This is a genomic window from Acinetobacter sp. WU_MDCI_Abxe161 (assembly GCF_025514355.1).
GTDB classification, from domain to species: Bacteria; Pseudomonadota; Gammaproteobacteria; order Pseudomonadales; family Moraxellaceae; genus Acinetobacter; species Acinetobacter pittii_E.
Map to the genome: position 1 here is coordinate 156,171 of NZ_JAHPTU010000005.1, position 16,388 is coordinate 172,558.

Genomic DNA, 16,388 nt, shown 5'->3' on the forward strand with positions numbered 1-16,388 from the left:
GATACCTAGCTTGGTATCCTTTCTTTTTATTCCTGAAAGATTTAAAAGGCGAAATGTTCCCGTGTCTTTTCCAGCTGATTCAGTGGGGTTAGTCACTCCGCAAAAGTTCCAATTTGAAGAACCATTACATCTTGAATGTGGGCGTGTTTTGCCTCGTTTTGAATTAATGGTTGAAACTTACGGCACTTTAAATGCAGATCAATCAAATGCCATTTTAATCTGTCATGCTCTTTCCGGACATCATCATGCGGCCGGTTATCACCATGAAGATGATAAAAAAGCTGGATGGTGGGATAGCTGTATTGGCCCGGGTAAGGCAATCGATACAAATAAGTTTTTTGTAGTTTCGCTCAATAATATTGGTGGATGTAGTGGCTCAACTGGTCCAACATCGCCAAATCCTGAAAATGATAACCGTCCTTATGGACCGGATTTTCCATTAGTAACGGTGCGCGACTGGGTTAAAACTCAGGCCATGCTTTCTGACCGTTTAGGTGTAAACGTTTGGTATGCAGTGGTTGGTGGGTCATTAGGGGGCATGCAAGCCCTACAATGGTCAGTCGATTATCCTGACCGTCTACAAAAGTGTGTGATTATTGCCAGTGCACCAAAGCTTTCAGCACAAAATATTGCATTTAACGAAGTTGCACGACAGTCGATCTTGTCCGATCCAGATTTCCATCATGGTCGTTATTTAGAAAATGATAGTTACCCGAAACGCGGACTAATTTTGGCTCGCATGGTAGGTCATATCACCTATCTTTCAGAAGAAGCCATGAAACAAAAATTTGGCCGTGATTTAAAATCTGGCAAATTTATGTATGGTTTTGATGTCGAATTTCAGGTCGAAAGCTATCTTCGTTATCAAGGCGAACAGTTCAGCCGTAACTTTGATGCCAATACCTACCTCATCATGACCAAAGCTTTAGATTATTTTGACCCATCACGTGAATACGGCCACTCACTCACTGAAGCAATGGGCAAAACCAAATGTCAGTTCTTGATTGTCTCGTTTACCACTGACTGGCGTTTTGCACCAAGCCGTTCACAAGAAATTGTAGATGCACTTATTACTAATCATAAGCCTGTAAGTTACTTAGATATTGATGCTGAGCAAGGTCATGACTCGTTCTTATTCCCTATTCCACTGTATGTCAAAACTATGCGCGCTTTCTTAGGCGGTGAAGAACACTTAAAATCGACATCACTGGAGGCAAGCTAATGCGTATTGATCAACAACTAGCAGAAAAGTGGATTAAACCCGGCTCAAGCGTACTCGATTTAGGGTGTGGTGACGGTGAATTACTCGCTCATATGAGCCAAAAGCATCAAATTCGTGCTTATGGTTTAGAAATTGATCAAGAAAAGATTGCAATTGCGGTCAGTCGCGGGTTAAATATTATTCAACAAGATTTGAATCTCGGCTTAAGCCGCTTTGCTGACCAGTCATTTGACTATGTGGTTATGGCACAAGCTTTGCAAGCCGTAGATGCACCCGATGTTTTATTAAGAGACATGGTGCGTGTGGGTAAACAGGCCATTATTACTTTTCCAAACTTTGCGCATTGGAAGACTCGCTCTTTTCTTGCATTAAAAGGAATGATGCCTGTATCGGATGCTCTACCATATATGTGGTATAACACCCCCAACATTCATTTATGTACATTTAAAGATTTTGAAGCACTATGTGCTGAAAATCAGATACAAATTATTAATCGACTCGCCGTCAATGGAAATCAGCAGGGAAGCCTGTTAAGCAAACATGTTCCGAATTTGTTTGGTGAAGTCGCTATTTATCGAGTGAGTGCACTATGAAAAAGACATTATTTAGCACACTATTTGCAGGACTGCTAAGTATGCAGGCTCATGCAGATTATATCGCCCAGCCACAATCGGTTGCGAGTCAGGCTGCACGTTTTTCAACAATGGGGATTAATGATCTTCAAAAAGCAGCAAAAGCTGGTCAAGCAGGCGCGCAATTTTACCTTGGTACACACTACCAATATGGTAAAGATGTAGCAAAAGACGAGAAGCAAGCTTTCGCATGGTTTAAAGCAGCAGCTGACCAAGGTTTATCACCAGCACAACTGAACGTGGGCCGTATGTATGCCGACGGTATTGGTGTTAAAAAAGATGAGTCTATGGCTCGTAAATACTTTGAAAAAGCAGCAAGCAATGGCGATAACCGTGCAAGCTATAACCTCGCGATGATGGAAGAGCAAAAGAAAAACTACGTGGGTGCTTACCAGTGGTATGAGCTTTCAACTCGTGATGGCATGCTCGACAATAAAGTGATTAGCCTATCTGAAGGTAAGAAAACTGCTCTTGCAGCAAACTTGACTCAAGAACAAATCCGTACAGCACGTGACCGTGCGGACAAATGGATTCAAGCACAATAATAACGGTTCATCCGTAAAAAACCTTACTCGACTAAAACCACCTTGTATGCTCTACAAGGTGGTTTTAGTTTATTAGGATATTCTCATTTATATTCTATTTGTTTACCTCTATATCCCCTCTTAAAAAACACGTAACATAACTGATGTTCGATATTAGCTATAAAGTTTGGTTTTATTATGTCTACCCCACATTGGTTTGATCAGGGCAGTTTAGTTCTTGCCAGCAATAACAAAGGTAAAGTCGCTGAGTTTGAAAAACTTTTTGAACAGTTGAAGTTACCAGTAGAAATTATTCCTCAAGGTCGCCTTAATATTCCTGATGCAATCGAAGACGGCTTAAGCTTTATTGAAAATGCCATTATTAAGGCTCGTCATGCTTCTAAAATTTCAGGTAAGCCTGCTATGGCTGACGACTCTGGTATTTGTGTACCAGTCTTAGGCGGCGCACCTGGTATTTATTCAGCACGCTATGCTGGAGAACATGGTGACGATGCAGCAAATAATGCGAAATTATTAAATGACCTTTTACCCTACCGTAAAAATGGTGAAGTAATTGAAGGTATGTTTGTATGCGTACTTGCTTTAGTGACGCATGCTGAAGATCCTTTACCACAAATTTTCCAAGGCATCTGGCACGGCGAAATTTTAGAAGTTGCACGTGGTGAAAATGGCTTCGGCTATGACCCATTGTTCTGGTTGCCTGAGCTACAATTATCTAGCGCTGAACTTTCTAAAGAAGACAAGAATAAGATTAGTCATCGTGGGCAAGCGATGCAGTTATTCAGAGAGAGCTTAGTATAAAGTTTCTTTTCATATAGCCTTTGAATACCACGCTAGAGAGTATTCGGCTTTGTATAGGCAACTCTTACTTTTCAAAGATGAAAAGTAAGCAAAAATCTTTTGTTAGACTGATGGTACTTCCTTGTACCACAGTCTAACTGGCGGCATCCATGCCGCCTTCGCACAAGTAAATGTAGGAAACTTAGAATTAAATAATTAATTAGACGAACAAGTGTAAAAACACAGCATAAATCGTAATACACATACAACTCACAATCGTCCCTGAAGCGATATAAGCCGCAGATCTTCCCGTTCCTTGATAATGTGTTTCTAGTGCTACAATATTGGCTGCTGGCGGCAAACAAAACATTAAAAACATCACTCCAATTTGCTGAGAAATATTTGGAATCGGTAGAAACCTATAAGTTAAGCCGCAAAGTACAACCCCACAGGCAACTTTAAATGCTTGAGCTTTCGTACTATAAATTAAGTCTTTTAAATGTACTCGAGTACGACGCAGCCACATTCCCAATACACACATGCCAGCAAAAGTCATTGCGAACTTGGCAACCTCATATACCCAATGTATGGCGGGATGCTCGAGATGTTGAGCCCCTAATAACCTGAGCAGAAGTGCACAAAATATTGAAATACACGGTGGAGATGACAGAACCTTTTTTAATATGCTGAGCTTACTTTGTGGTGCGGTGGTGACTGCCGTGACAGCCCATGCATTTCCAAAAAGAGACATCCCAATATATAGCGCAACAATTGGAGCAGTTGCTTCAGGACCAAATAAGGCCATGGCAAAAGGAAAGCCTAGCCAGCCCATGTTGGTATAACTTACACAAAGTGCCAATAAGCGATCTTTAAATAAAGCTAAATAAGTAAAGAAAATAAGAAATGCTGAACCGAAGCTAAAGAGCATTAAACTCAAACTACCCGGCTGATAAAATACCATGTTGTAAATAATCACAACTGGAATGAGTAAGCGAGCAAGCCAAGCTGAAAGAATAGGTTTTATAGTTTCTGCAAGGGAAGTCTGAGCAAGTAAAAGTCCTGTGATAAATGCCAATACAGGCAGTAGTAGCGCCACGCTCTCTCCTCTTGCTCATTAAAAACAGCTTGTTATGCTACACCTTTTCAAAGTGAAATGTGCTTTCCATTTCAAGTAATTTAAGCACCCGATATCAGCCTGCTTATAAATTAAATAATTAAATAATTTGTCTATGAAAATTATCTTTTTAGGTTTTAGCCCTTATTCACTGTCTTAAAAATGACACATAAGTGTCACATTCCTGTCATGGCAACCTGTTGATATAAAGCAAACTGAAAAGAGGTATAAGATCATGGCTGGTTTATCTATTTGGCATGTCGTTATTTTTGCAATTGTCGTTATTTTATTATTCGGTACATCTAAATTAAAAAATATCGGTAAAGATGTTGGTGGTGCAGTAAAAGACTTTAAAAAATCAGTTCGTGAAGAAGACGAAACTGCAACGCTTAATACTCCACGTACAATTGATGCCCAAGTCAAAACTCCTGACAGCACATCAGTAAAAAGCTAAAGGTTTTCGACCATGCTTGATGTAGGAATGACAGAGCTACTCTGCTTTGCAATTATTGCAATTTTAGTTTTAGGTCCAGATAAACTACCGGAAGCTGCACGCTTTGCTGGTCGCTGGTATGTTCGCCTAAAACGTTATATTACCAATTTGCAAAATGAGATTGATCAAGAGTTACGTCTTTCTGAGTTTCGAAAAGAAATGCAAGAAGAGCTCAACCGCATTGAAGCATTAGAAAGAAAAGTTCAACAACAACTTGAAGAAATCCAAAAACAAAATATTGCTGAAAATATAGATAAGACTGAGGCAGTTAAAAAGATGCCTCAACCTATTCGGATATGTCTTCCTATATCAGGCCATTATAAAGTTCCATATGTGGGAAAATTTGTGCCTTTCACATCATCAACTGATATTTCAGAGACATCACCTGTTAAATTGAAGATTGCCGTATGAACCAACTGCCTTCAACCACTGTAAATAGTCAGGAAAATTTAGACCAAATGCCAATCATGAGCCATTTGGTTGTTTTAAGACGCCATTTATTTAGAATTGTCGGGGTAACCTTATTTTTATTCTTTTGCTTATTACCCTTTAGAAATAATACTTACCAATTATTATCCGAACCTTTAAGGCTGCAACTCCCGACCTCCTCCTCAATGATTGCAACCGATGTCACTGCAACATTTATGGCACCTTTTAAACTCAATTTATTTGTCGCGCTTGTACTGGCAATGCCATTTATTCTTTATGAAATATGGTCATTTGTTCGTCCGGCGCTATATCAAAAAGAACGCCATTTAGCCCTGCCCTTACTCATCGGTAGTATTGTCTTGTTTTATGCGGGCGTTGCTTTTGCATATTACATTACCCTTCCGGCAATTTTGCATTTCTTTATTAGTGTATCGCCTGAAACTGTTGCACCGATGACCGATATTAATAGCTATCTAAGCTTTTGCTTAAAGTTATTTTTAGTGTTTGGACTAACTTTTGAAATTCCAATCGCGACTCTCTTGCTTATTTTAATTGGTATGGTGAATACAAAAAGTCTTGCTGAAAAAAGACGTTTTATTATTGTAGGATGCTTTTTCGTTGCAATGTTTATTACCCCACCAGACGCTATTTCAATGGTGATGTTAGCAATTCCCATGTGGTTGCTTTTTGAGCTTGGTCTGCTCTTCGGTAAAATTCTTGAGAAAAGAAAAACTCATTCTGCCGAATAAAATAGTTTTTAAGAAAAAGCCTGAACCTCTAAGTTCAGGCTTTTTTATGTAGAGCACTTTTTAATCTACAAAGCAATAAACTGTCTTCAAAGTGACTTAAAAATGTAAGAAAAGTGTCATTTTCAATCCATAGAATCAACTCAACAAATATACCCACAAAATTTACGGATTTATTATGACAACTGCTTCTAACCACCCAACACGTCGCGAAGTTTTAAAATGGTTTTCGGGGATTCCTTTCCTTCCATTAGGTGCGATGGCTACGGCAGCAACGTTAGCAGGTTGTAATGATAGTGATGATAGTTCTGTAATCACACCAACACCGCAACCAAGTAAATTAAAAAATGCAAAATTTACAGCAATGTCTGCGCCTACGATTGCAGCAGACCGCGCAACAACTTTAGTGAATTCTAAATTAAAAATTGACTGGGAAAACTCAACCAGTACTGAATACCAACTTGCTTATAAACCCTTCTTTAAAACAGGTGATAGCGTACCAAAGCACGGTGGTGGAACTATTATCGCGGGTGGTTATTTTGATGTTAATGGCAATCCAATTATGGATAAGTCAGTTGCTGGTAAAGAGCGCCAGTTCTTTTCTGACTGTCCAGATGGTTCGTCTTTAATTCAATTAGAAGGTGCGAAAGTTGAAGGCGTAGCAAACCCTGTGTTCCATGTTGTTCAATTTGAATATAACTCTAAAGACCAAGCAGGCGGCGACACTTACGGTCAGCTACCTTCTCCAATCGCAATTTTGACTTTAGATCAAGACCCGAAAACAGGTCACTTAGAGCTTAAAAAATACTTCAATGTTGATACTGCTCCTGTTCATGGCTTATGGATCACTTGTGGTGCGAGCTTATCACCTTGGAACACTCACTTATCGAGTGAAGAATATGAGCCTGATGCATTCAATCAAGGCATTGGTGGTACAGATCCAAAATATCTTGGGAAATACTTCTTTGGTGATGAAACTAAAGCAAATCCCTATAACTATGGTCATTTGCCAGAAGTAACGGTTAACCTAGATGGTACTGGTAGCATTAAAAAGCATTATTGTTTAGGTCGTATTTCTCATGAACTTATTCATGTTATGCCAGACAACCGTACAGCGCTCATGGGTGATGACTACACAAATGGTGGTTTCTTCATGTTCGTTGCTGATAAAGAAAAAGATTTATCGGCAGGTACGCTCTATGTTGCTAAATACATCAATACGCTAACTGAAACATCGCAAGCCAGCATTCAATGGATCAAACTTGGTCACGCGACAAGTAAAGAAATTGAAGATTTAGTTGCTGGTGGAATTAAATCAACTGACATCATGGAAAGTTTAACAATCAATCCAAATGATGCTAGTTACACTGAAATCACTTTGGCAAAGAAACAGCTTTGGGTAAAACTTAAACCAGGCATGGAAAAAGCGGCCGCTTTCTTGGAAACACATCGTTATGCAGCGTTAAAAGGTGCAAGTATGGCGTTCACCAAGATGGAAGGTACTAACGTAAATATTAAAGATAAAATTGCGTACTCTGCTTTAGCTAATATTCAAGATTCAATGGTTGTTGGCGGTAAAGGTTATGTTGCGGAACATAATGTAGGGTTCTCCAAAAAGATTACTGCTGGTGGCGTGCTTGCACACAAATTAGGTAAAAGCTTTACAGATAATGAAGGTAGCGCAATCAATAGCGAATGGGTTCCTCTTTACTCATATATGTTGTTAATGGGTGAAGATCTTCTTGAGAAAGATAGCTTAGGTAATACAGCTCACCCAGACAAAGTTGCTAGCCCAGACAACCTGAAGTTCTCTGAAACTTTACGTACATTATTTATTGGTGAAGACTCGGGTAACCATGTGAATAACTTCTTGTGGGCATATAATGTAGATACTAAAGAGTTAACACGACTGCTTTCGACACCAGCAGGTGCAGAGTCAACAGGCTTACATGCTGTAGATTCAATTAATGGTTGGACTTACATCATGAGCAACTTCCAGCACCCAGGCGATAGCAGCAGTGTACCTGATGATGTAAAAGCATTAATTAACCAAAATTATAATAATGGTTATAGCGCAAACGTCGGCTATATTACAGCAGACCCAATTGCCCCTTCTGTCACAACCAAATAATTTTTCATACCATCTTTAAGTATTAAAGCTGGCCAAGGTCAGCTTTAATGTTTTTTACAGTCAACTTTCACTTTTTATGAAAAAAATTATAGAACATTTCATTAACTTATCATCAAAACGTCAAAGCCTCGTCACATTCACAAACTAAGCTCATGAAGACTTTTAGAACAATCTCTTTATTTACTTAGGAATTTCCCATGACAGAGCTGACGCCATATCATGAAGACCAAGAACTGGACAATAATACTTCTGACAACACCCACTTTCGCGACATTTTAGAACAACACATCAGTCGCCGTAGTTTAATTACAAAAGCAGCAAGCGGTGCGGTAGCACTAACTTTAGCCTCTACCTTAACAGGCTGTAATGATAGTGATGATGACTCAGGTTCAAACAACGGTGGGACCACACCAGTAGATCCAAATAAAAAACCAGAAAAATTAACTTTTACCGCAGTTGCGAAAAACCATAACGATATTGTGACTGTACCTGAAGGTTATGAAGCGAATGTCATTTATGCTTTGGGTGATTCAATCAACCCAAGAGTTGGAGATTGGGATGACAATAATATTCCATCAGGCCCAAGCTTCCAGTTCCGTTCAGGGGATTGTCATGACGGCATGCATTTCTTTGGTTTAAATGCTTCAACAAAAAACTTTGATGAAAGTGTTTCAGCTGAAGGCTTATTGGTGATGAATCACGAGTATATCAACCAAACGTTCCTCCACCCCAAAGGCCCGACAAAAGTTGATGGACGCCGCCCTGAAGATGAAGTCATCCGTGAAACCAATGCACATGGCGTTTCTATTGTTCACATCAAAAAAGATGCAGCAACTCAAAAAGTAACAATTGATAAAAACTCTATTTTTAATCGTCGTATTACCGCTTCTACAGTTATGGAGTTTGCAGGTGCAGCAGCCGGTTCAAACCTGCTTGCAACTCGCTTCTCACCGACTGCACGTAAAACACGTGGTACCCATAATAACTGCGGTAACGGTTATACACCTTGGGGCACGTATTTAACTACCGAAGAAAACTTTATTGGTTATTTCCAACGTTCAGGTAGTGATGAATATGCACGTACAGATGCAGAAAAAATTGCATTAAAACGTTATGGTTTAGGTGTTAAAAAAGATGAACCTTATTTGTATGAGAAAGATGAAAAAGGTGCTCCTAAAAAAGATAAAGATGGCAATATCATTTACTTAAAAGATAAAAATGGTGAGTTCATCCCTAACGTTGATGAACAAGGGCGCCAAATTTATTTAGGCACAAGTTCACGTTACGGCTGGGAAACAGCAATTGGTCAAGTAGAGTCACAAGACTTGTATGATCGCTGGAATGCTGATGTAAAAACTGCACAAGCTACCCAAGATTATCGTAACGGTCCAAATACATTCGGGTGGATGGTTGAGATTGACCCTTTTGATGGACGTCAAAATCCAGTTAAACGTACCTCATTAGGTCGTTTTGCACATGAAGACAGTGCTTGCCGTGCCGTAGTAGGTCAGCCATTAGCGTTTTATATGGGTGATGATTCTCGCGGTGAGTACATCTATAAGTTTGTCTCTACCGCAGTGTGGGATGCCAAAGATGTAAATCGTGGCTATACAGCTGGCGACAAATATATGAACGCGGGTAAATTGTATGTTGCCAAATTTAATAACGATGGTACAGGTCAATGGATTGAGCTTGCATATGGCAAAAATGGCTTAAATGAAAGCAACACCACTTACCCTTTCAAATCTCAGGCAGACGTTGTCACATTTGCACGTTTGGCGGGTGATGCAGTCGGTGCTACCAAAATGGACCGTCCAGAATGGTGTACAGTCAATCCAGTAAATGGCGAAGTCTATGTCACTCTAACCAACAACTCAAATCGTGGTAAAGATTACGCGACCGATGCTGCAAATCCACGTAACTACACAGACCTCTACAACGGCACTAAAGAGCAAAAGGGTAACGTTAACGGTCACATTATCCGCTTTAAAGAAACTGATGACAAAACCACTGCCGAAACCTTCAAGTGGGATATTTATCTGTTTGGTGCAGAAGCATCGATGGCTTCAAACATCAACTTGTCTGGCCTAACCGACAATAATGATTTGTCATCTCCAGACGGGATGTGGTTTGACCCACGTGGCGTACTTTGGATTCAAACAGATGATGGTGCTTACACCGATGTTACTAACTGTATGATGCTTGCTGCACTACCGGGCCAAATTGGTGATGGTGGTACTGCAACTACGTCAAATGGCCAACAAACGCTAGTCGGCGCTAAAGTTACAGATTCAACACTACGCCGTTTCTTGGTTGGACCAAAGCAATGTGAAATTACAGGCATTGCCATGACACCTGACCACAAAGCAATCTTTATTAATGTTCAACACCCTGGTGAAGACTCGAAAAGTTACTCGACACCAGACAGTAACTGGCCTGCAACTCAAAAAGATCCAAACAATAAAACTGCACGCCCACGCTCAGCAACTGTGGTGATTACCCGTAAAGATGGCGGTGTGATCGCGGGTTAATTCTTAAGTAATTAAAAATGCCGGTCAATTGATCGGCATTTTTATTATCATCGATTTAAGAGAACCTGTTGCTGAACGATTTGTCCACTATGCTCGCCTTGTTGGGTCTTTTCCAACCAAAGCCATTCATTATTGGTCATTCTTAGAAAGTTTGAGCAACGTGTTCCATACACAGGACTTTGAATAAAGGTTGAGGATAACAACTCCTCCATTTCTGGCTGGATGCCTGTATTGGGTAGTAATGCTGTCGTAACTTTACGCTCATCTTCAAGAATATCCCACGCCGCATGCTGTAAAGTTAACTCTTCCGTTTGGTGCTGAAGCATAGGCAAAAACTCTTGGGTAAAGCGTGTTCTTAAATGTTTAGTTTTCTCCCAATGTTCAGACATCAAGCCATTCGAAACCACGTAAACACCGTTAGCTAAGACTTGCGGCGCTTCACCACGGTTACTCATATAAACCGCTTGATCCGCATTTCCCATAAACAAATTAAAGCCAGCAAAATTCTGTTGCTGTTGTTCTAATTGTTGAGCAAATCGAATCGGCAATAAATCAGATTCTAAAAAAGCCTGAACCAAATGGCCCCGAGACGTTTCATATGACTTTTGATCTCGTCCATCACGAAAATTGGTTAACACAGCCCATCGACCTTGAGGTGTTATTCCCATCCAAGTACCGCCCGACTGTAAGTCTTGCCCTGCAATAATCGGCGTATGATCCCATTGATGCAATAATGCGGTTGGCCGATGATAGAACTCATCCCGATTTGACATAAGACACAAGGGCATATCATCCAGAACATGCCATGCTAAAGCGACAATACACATCTTTTCTTATTCCCTATCTTTACACATTGAATGTACAACATTTTTCACATCATTCCGCTACAATCTGTCAAAACGTAAGATCAAGGAGCAGCAATGCTGACCTATCCTAATATCGATCCGGTCGCAATACATCTAGGACCTCTTCAAGTTCATTGGTATGGACTCATGTATTTATTGGCATTTTTATGTGCTTGGGGGCTTGCTTCCTACCGTGCCAAACAGCGTGATGGCTGGACATCGGACATGGTTTCCGATCTGGTGTTTTATGGTGCCTTAGGTGTTGTTCTGGGCGGTCGTGTCGGCTATGTCCTTTTCTATGAGTTTGATAAATTCCTTGAAAACCCGATTTGGCTCTTTCAAGTCTGGACAGGCGGTATGAGTTTCCACGGCGGCTTTTTAGGCGTCATGATTGCGATGTTATTTTGGTGTAAAAAGTACCAAAAAACATGGTTCCAAACCCTCGACTTTATTGCGCCATGTGTACCAACTGGCCTAATGTTTGGACGCTTTGGTAACTTCATTGGCGGAGAGTTATACGGCCGTGCGGTAACTGATCCTAATTACCCATTTGGTATGATCTTCCCAACTGATCCATTACAACTGGTACGTCATCCATCACAAATTTATCAAGCAATTTGTGAAGGCTTAATCCTATTTATTATCTTGTGGTGGTTTAGTTCAAAACCACGTCCACGTATGGCAGTTTCTGCTTTATTCTTAATGGGTTATGGCGTTGCGCGCTTTGTGATGGAATTCTTCCGTCAACCCGATGCGGACCAAGGTTTTATTCTATTTGGCTGGATGACTAAAGGACAAATCCTCACCGTTCCAATGTTGCTGATTGGCCTTTGGATGATGTGGTATGCCTATCAAAAGAAAATTTATGACTGGGGTCCACAAAAGAACAGTTAATATGATAAATCAGAGGAGTTTCGGCTCCTCTTTTCCTTTTTATGCTACAGTTTTACTCTCCCAAAAATGAAGATATGCCATGCTGGAATTCTGGTTTGACACACAAGTCCCAACATTTAAAAAATTAGTGATTTTAATTATTACTTTGGCTATTTGTATTGGACTATATCAATACCAGCCTTTGCCATTAGATACGATTCTCATGTTTACTGGAACGGGTGTTATCTTTTTAATCTGCCGTTATTTTAAATTACATTTTGCTCAAAAAAATCCGACTGGCTTGCTTTACCGCCTGCTGACTTGGATCCCTATCGCACTGTTATTTGCACTTATTTTTGTTAAAACAATGCCGAACTTGCTGGTCTGGGGTGTTCAAGGAATTGCTTTTATGGCACTTGCAGCTTTTATCTTTTCACCTCAATCACTTTTTAATAAATAGGCTTGATATATGTTGGCTTATTGGTACAACGCTCCGCGCCACATCAAACTTATCTTTATTATTGTGGTTTGTGTTGCAATTTATGCAGCCAATCAAGCTCAGCCCTTATCGCCGACCTATACAATCCTTAGTCTTGTGTTAGGTTTTGGACTTCACTTCGGACAATATTTAAAAACAAAAATTTCAGTTCGTAGCTCACATAAATCTAACTTTCAGTTTCTACTTAAAATTTATCCTTTCATTATTGTTGCTATCGTGATGTGGGTGCTGCCACCTCAACACAATTGGATCGCAACGATACAAGCTCTAGGCTTTGTACTGGTTGGATTTTTTCTTGTTTCAATTTATCAAAATCGTGCGAAACGTTTTTAAGCATAAAACTTAGCTCGTTTTTACTATTCCCAAAGCATGCTATTATCTTCCACGGTTTATTGATCCATGAACCGTCTCCCTTCTATTTTATGGAATTAATCCGAACTCGAGAGTGTTATGCGTGCATATTTAGACCTACTACAACATATCCTTGATAATGGCGGTGACAAAGGCGACCGTACAGGCACAGGAACCCGTTCTGTATTTGGTCATCAAATGCGTTTTGATCTCTCTAAAGGTTTTCCTTTACTCACCACAAAAAAAGTTCATTTCCGTTCTATCGTGATTGAGTTACTTTGGTTTTTAAAAGGTGACACCAACGTCCAATATCTAAAAGATAATAAAGTTTCAATTTGGGACGAATGGGCAACAGCAGAACAAACTGCTCGTTTTGGCCGCCCAGAACATGAGCTTGGGCCTGTTTATGGTCATCAATGGCGTAATTTCGGTGCAACAAAAAAGGCAGATGGTACTTATAACCAAGATGGTTTTGACCAGATTAAATGGTTAATTAATGAAATTAAAACCAACCCAAATTCACGCCGTTTAATTGTTTCTGGCTGGAACCCAAATGAAGCGGGACAAGTTGCATTACCACCTTGCCATACGCTCTTCCAATTTTTTGTACAAGACAACAAGTTGTCATGCCAGCTTTATCAACGTAGTGCTGATGTGTTCTTAGGCGTACCTTTTAACATTGCGAGTTATGCCCTACTCACCCATATGATTGCTCAAGTATGTGGTTTAGGTGTTGGTGATTTTGTCTGGACTGGTGGTGATACGCATCTTTATGCCAACCATTTTGAACAAGCTAAACTTCAATTGACACGTGAGCCTTTACCACTGTGCCAATTGAAACTAAACCCAGAAATAACTGATTTGTTTGATTTCAAATTTGAAGATATTGAAATTGTAGGTTATGAATCACATCCGGCAATTAAAGCACCAGTTGCAGTATAACGACGGCTTAAATTTCATTAGATTACGGTTTAGAGAATAAAGATTATGGCATGGCAAAATGTAGAAGTTGTCCACGTTGTGGCAATGGACAAGAATCACTGTATTGGTAAAGGCAATGCGTTGCCATGGCATATTTCTGCCGACTTAAAACACTTTAAAGAAATCACCCAAGGCGGTGTGGTCGTAATGGGCCGTAAAACACTTGAGTCTATGGGCCGTGCTCTACCAAACCGTGTGAACTGGGTAATTACCCGTGACATTAACTGGCAATTTGACGGTGTTAAGGTTGCATACTCAATTGAAGATGCTTTAAACGCAGCTTTAGAAGATGTAAAAAATACTGAAAAACAAGCATTGTTCATCATTGGTGGCGGTGAGATATTCAAGCAAACGTTATCAATTGCAGACCGTCTTGAACTCACTCATGTTGACTTAGATGTGCAAGGTGATGCACATTATCCAACAATACCGAGTGAATTTCATAAAATTGCGAGTGAACAGCAAATTGATGAAAAATCAGGAACTTCATTCGAATTTGCCACTTATAAAAAATAATTTTATGGATACCTATGCACAATATCGGAACACGTGAATTTATTATTGCTCTACTTTTTGGGCTGCTACATAGTCTATTCACGCTGTTTATTGTGTTCTCTAGTATTTGGGTATGTGTAGCACTCTGGGTTCAACAACCTTTTGGATGGTTAGGCAGCCGCATACTCATCGGTATCTGGATTGCTTTTGCACTGAGTATGGCGGGCTTATATGTTGAAGGGCATATTATTAGCCGCCGTACCGATATCCTGATTTATCTTCTAGCATTTGCCTGCTCTCTTGTTTGGTATTTTTCCATTACTGCACGTCAAGATCGCGACTGGAACCCAGAAGTTGCCAATATGCTGAGCTATGAAAAGCACGGCGATGTAATCACTTTACACAATGTTCGTAACTTCAATTGGCATCCTGATGGAACTTATGATGTGCGATGGGAAACCCGAACATTTGATCTTAAGCAATTAAATGGCATAAACATCATTGCTTCTTACTGGATGGGACCACAAATTGCTCATACACTGGTGAGCTTCGAATTTAAGAATCAGCAACCTTTGGTCTTCTCAATCGAGATTCGCAAAGAAAAAACTGAAGAGTTTTCAGCAATTGGTGGTTTTTTTAGAAAATATGAACTTAGCTTAATTGCTTCTGATGAAAAAGATATTGTCTATACGCGTAGCAACATCCGTAAAGAGCAGGTTTATAATTTCCCAGTCAATATGCCACGTAGCGAGCAAAAAGCGCTATTTTTAGAATATCTTAAGAAATCGGATGAGCTACGTGCAGAACCGAGGTGGTACAACACGCTTACGAGTAACTGTACAACTTTAATTTTTGATATGGTTCAAGCGATTAACCCCTATGAACTTCCTAAAGATTATCGTTTAATCGCTTCAGGTTACTTACCTAATTATTTATATGACCTTAAAGCACTCAATCAAAATATCAGTTTAAAACAGTGGTATCAAATTGCACATATCAACCCAAGAACTGAAAATTTTGAACAGCTTTCAGATCAGAGTAGTCAACACTTCTCTCAAATCGTTCGACAAGGTTTACCTAAAGCTAAGTGAAATAAGTAATGCACTTTTCTTTACTTTTTTATACATGCTTTACTTTGTATTTTAAATACATAAACCCTATTGTAATAGGCAGGAAATAGAGGGAAAAACAATGCAACAGGCATTATTTGGCGGCGGCTGTTTTTGGTGCGTCGAAGCTGTATTTTTACAAATACGCGGTGTAGAAAAAGTAACTAGTGGTTATGCAGGTGGGCACACAACTAATCCTACCTACGAGCAAGTATGTCAAGGAGACACCCAGCACGCTGAGGTGATCTTAGTCGACTTTGATGAAGAGCAAGTAACTTACTCCCAGTTACTCGACGTGTTCTTTGCGACTCACGATCCAACGACTTTAAATCGCCAAGGTAATGATATCGGCACACAATACCGTTCTGTTATTTACTATTATAATGAAGAGCAGAAGCAGGCAGCGGAACACACAATTCAGACTCTAAAAAATGATGATCTTGATATTGTGACTGAGCTGTCTCCTGTCCCGACCTTCTATCCGGCAGAAGAATACCATCAGAACTACTATGCAAAGAATCCTTCACAAGGTTATTGCAACTTTGCGATCCCACCTAAGCTGCTTAAGCTATATAGTAAATTCCAGCATCTGATGAAAGATCAATAAATCAG

At 39.9% G+C, this 16,388-nt stretch carries 18 protein-coding genes; 16 read left to right on the forward strand and 2 right to left on the reverse strand.

Annotated elements, in window-relative coordinates; all coding sequences use genetic code 11:
• The first annotated feature begins 61 nt into the window (after window positions 1-61).
• The 4 genes from KTI78_RS07625 (at window position 62) to rdgB (ending at window position 3,200) form a co-directional block, all read left to right on the forward strand.
• Window positions 62-1,222: a homoserine O-succinyltransferase MetX gene (locus KTI78_RS07625; protein ID WP_016142263.1), complete on the forward strand. Its 1,161-nt coding sequence runs from the start codon at window positions 62-64 to the stop codon at window positions 1,220-1,222.
• Window positions 1,222-1,815, forward strand: a complete 594-nt coding sequence (metW, locus tag KTI78_RS07630; protein WP_001217230.1) for a methionine biosynthesis protein MetW — start codon at window positions 1,222-1,224, stop codon at window positions 1,813-1,815. Before KTI78_RS07625 ends, metW begins: the two co-directional genes overlap by 1 nt.
• Window positions 1,812-2,399, forward strand: a complete 588-nt coding sequence (locus KTI78_RS07635; RefSeq protein ID WP_017385717.1) for a tetratricopeptide repeat protein — start codon at window positions 1,812-1,814, stop codon at window positions 2,397-2,399. Before metW ends, KTI78_RS07635 begins: the two co-directional genes overlap by 4 nt.
• 177 nt (window positions 2,400-2,576) lie before the next feature.
• Window positions 2,577-3,200, forward strand: coding sequence for an RdgB/HAM1 family non-canonical purine NTP pyrophosphatase (rdgB, locus tag KTI78_RS07640; protein ID WP_262445683.1), 624 nt, complete (start codon window positions 2,577-2,579; stop codon window positions 3,198-3,200).
• Between the two features lie 199 nt (window positions 3,201-3,399).
• On the opposite strand, the gene KTI78_RS07645 is transcribed toward rdgB, so the two are convergent.
• Window positions 3,400-4,275: an AEC family transporter gene (locus tag KTI78_RS07645; protein ID WP_262445684.1), complete on the reverse strand. Its 876-nt coding sequence runs from the start codon at window positions 4,273-4,275 to the stop codon at window positions 3,400-3,402.
• A gap of 253 nt (window positions 4,276-4,528) precedes the next feature.
• Here KTI78_RS07645 and KTI78_RS07650 point away from each other — a divergent pair, with 253 nt between their 5' ends.
• The 5 genes from KTI78_RS07650 to KTI78_RS07670 all read left to right on the forward strand — a co-directional run bounded on the left by KTI78_RS07650 (window position 4,529) and on the right by KTI78_RS07670 (window position 10,623).
• Window positions 4,529-4,747, forward strand: coding sequence for a Sec-independent protein translocase subunit TatA (locus KTI78_RS07650; RefSeq protein ID WP_057105678.1), 219 nt, complete (start codon window positions 4,529-4,531; stop codon window positions 4,745-4,747).
• Between the two features lie 12 nt (window positions 4,748-4,759).
• On the forward strand, window positions 4,760-5,197 hold the full coding sequence (gene tatB / locus KTI78_RS07655; protein ID WP_125699081.1) for a Sec-independent protein translocase protein TatB: 438 nt from the start codon (window positions 4,760-4,762) through the stop codon (window positions 5,195-5,197).
• On the forward strand, window positions 5,194-5,964 hold the full coding sequence (tatC, locus tag KTI78_RS07660) for a twin-arginine translocase subunit TatC (RefSeq protein ID WP_262445685.1): 771 nt from the start codon (window positions 5,194-5,196) through the stop codon (window positions 5,962-5,964). The genes tatB and tatC overlap by 4 nt, the downstream gene beginning before the upstream one ends.
• Window positions 5,965-6,139: 175 nt before the next feature.
• Window positions 6,140-8,092: a PhoX family protein gene (locus KTI78_RS07665; RefSeq protein WP_262445686.1), complete on the forward strand. Its 1,953-nt coding sequence runs from the start codon at window positions 6,140-6,142 to the stop codon at window positions 8,090-8,092.
• Window positions 8,093-8,289: 197 nt separating this feature from the next.
• Window positions 8,290-10,623, forward strand: a complete 2,334-nt coding sequence (locus KTI78_RS07670; RefSeq protein WP_262445687.1) for a PhoX family protein — start codon at window positions 8,290-8,292, stop codon at window positions 10,621-10,623.
• Between the two features lie 47 nt (window positions 10,624-10,670).
• On the opposite strand, the gene KTI78_RS07675 is transcribed toward KTI78_RS07670, so the two are convergent.
• Window positions 10,671-11,450, reverse strand: a complete 780-nt coding sequence (locus tag KTI78_RS07675) for an NRDE family protein (RefSeq protein ID WP_016142271.1) — start codon at window positions 11,448-11,450, stop codon at window positions 10,671-10,673.
• Between the two features lie 93 nt (window positions 11,451-11,543).
• Here KTI78_RS07675 and lgt point away from each other — a divergent pair, with 93 nt between their 5' ends.
• From lgt to msrA, 7 genes are all read left to right on the forward strand, one after another.
• On the forward strand, window positions 11,544-12,362 hold the full coding sequence (gene lgt / locus KTI78_RS07680) for a prolipoprotein diacylglyceryl transferase (RefSeq protein WP_016142272.1): 819 nt from the start codon (window positions 11,544-11,546) through the stop codon (window positions 12,360-12,362).
• Window positions 12,363-12,441: 79 nt separating this feature from the next.
• A complete protein-coding gene (locus KTI78_RS07685) occupies window positions 12,442-12,801 on the forward strand; it encodes a hypothetical protein (protein WP_031947294.1) in 360 nt (119 codons plus the stop codon).
• Window positions 12,802-12,810: 9 nt separating this feature from the next.
• Window positions 12,811-13,173, forward strand: coding sequence for a hypothetical protein (locus KTI78_RS07690; protein ID WP_224992320.1), 363 nt, complete (start codon window positions 12,811-12,813; stop codon window positions 13,171-13,173).
• Window positions 13,174-13,290: 117 nt separating this feature from the next.
• On the forward strand, window positions 13,291-14,133 hold the full coding sequence (gene thyA, locus KTI78_RS07695; RefSeq protein WP_016142275.1) for a thymidylate synthase: 843 nt from the start codon (window positions 13,291-13,293) through the stop codon (window positions 14,131-14,133).
• 45 nt (window positions 14,134-14,178) lie between these two features.
• Complete coding sequence (locus KTI78_RS07700) at window positions 14,179-14,688, forward strand: dihydrofolate reductase (protein WP_224992321.1); 510 nt, start codon at window positions 14,179-14,181, stop codon at window positions 14,686-14,688.
• Window positions 14,689-14,702: 14 nt separating this feature from the next.
• Window positions 14,703-15,758 (forward strand): DUF4105 domain-containing protein, encoded by a 1,056-nt coding sequence (locus KTI78_RS07705; protein WP_224992322.1) that lies wholly within the window; start codon window positions 14,703-14,705, stop codon window positions 15,756-15,758.
• Between the two features lie 100 nt (window positions 15,759-15,858).
• Window positions 15,859-16,383, forward strand: a complete 525-nt coding sequence (gene msrA / locus KTI78_RS07710) for a peptide-methionine (S)-S-oxide reductase MsrA (protein WP_004794799.1) — start codon at window positions 15,859-15,861, stop codon at window positions 16,381-16,383.
• Window positions 16,384-16,388 lie beyond the last annotated feature (5 nt).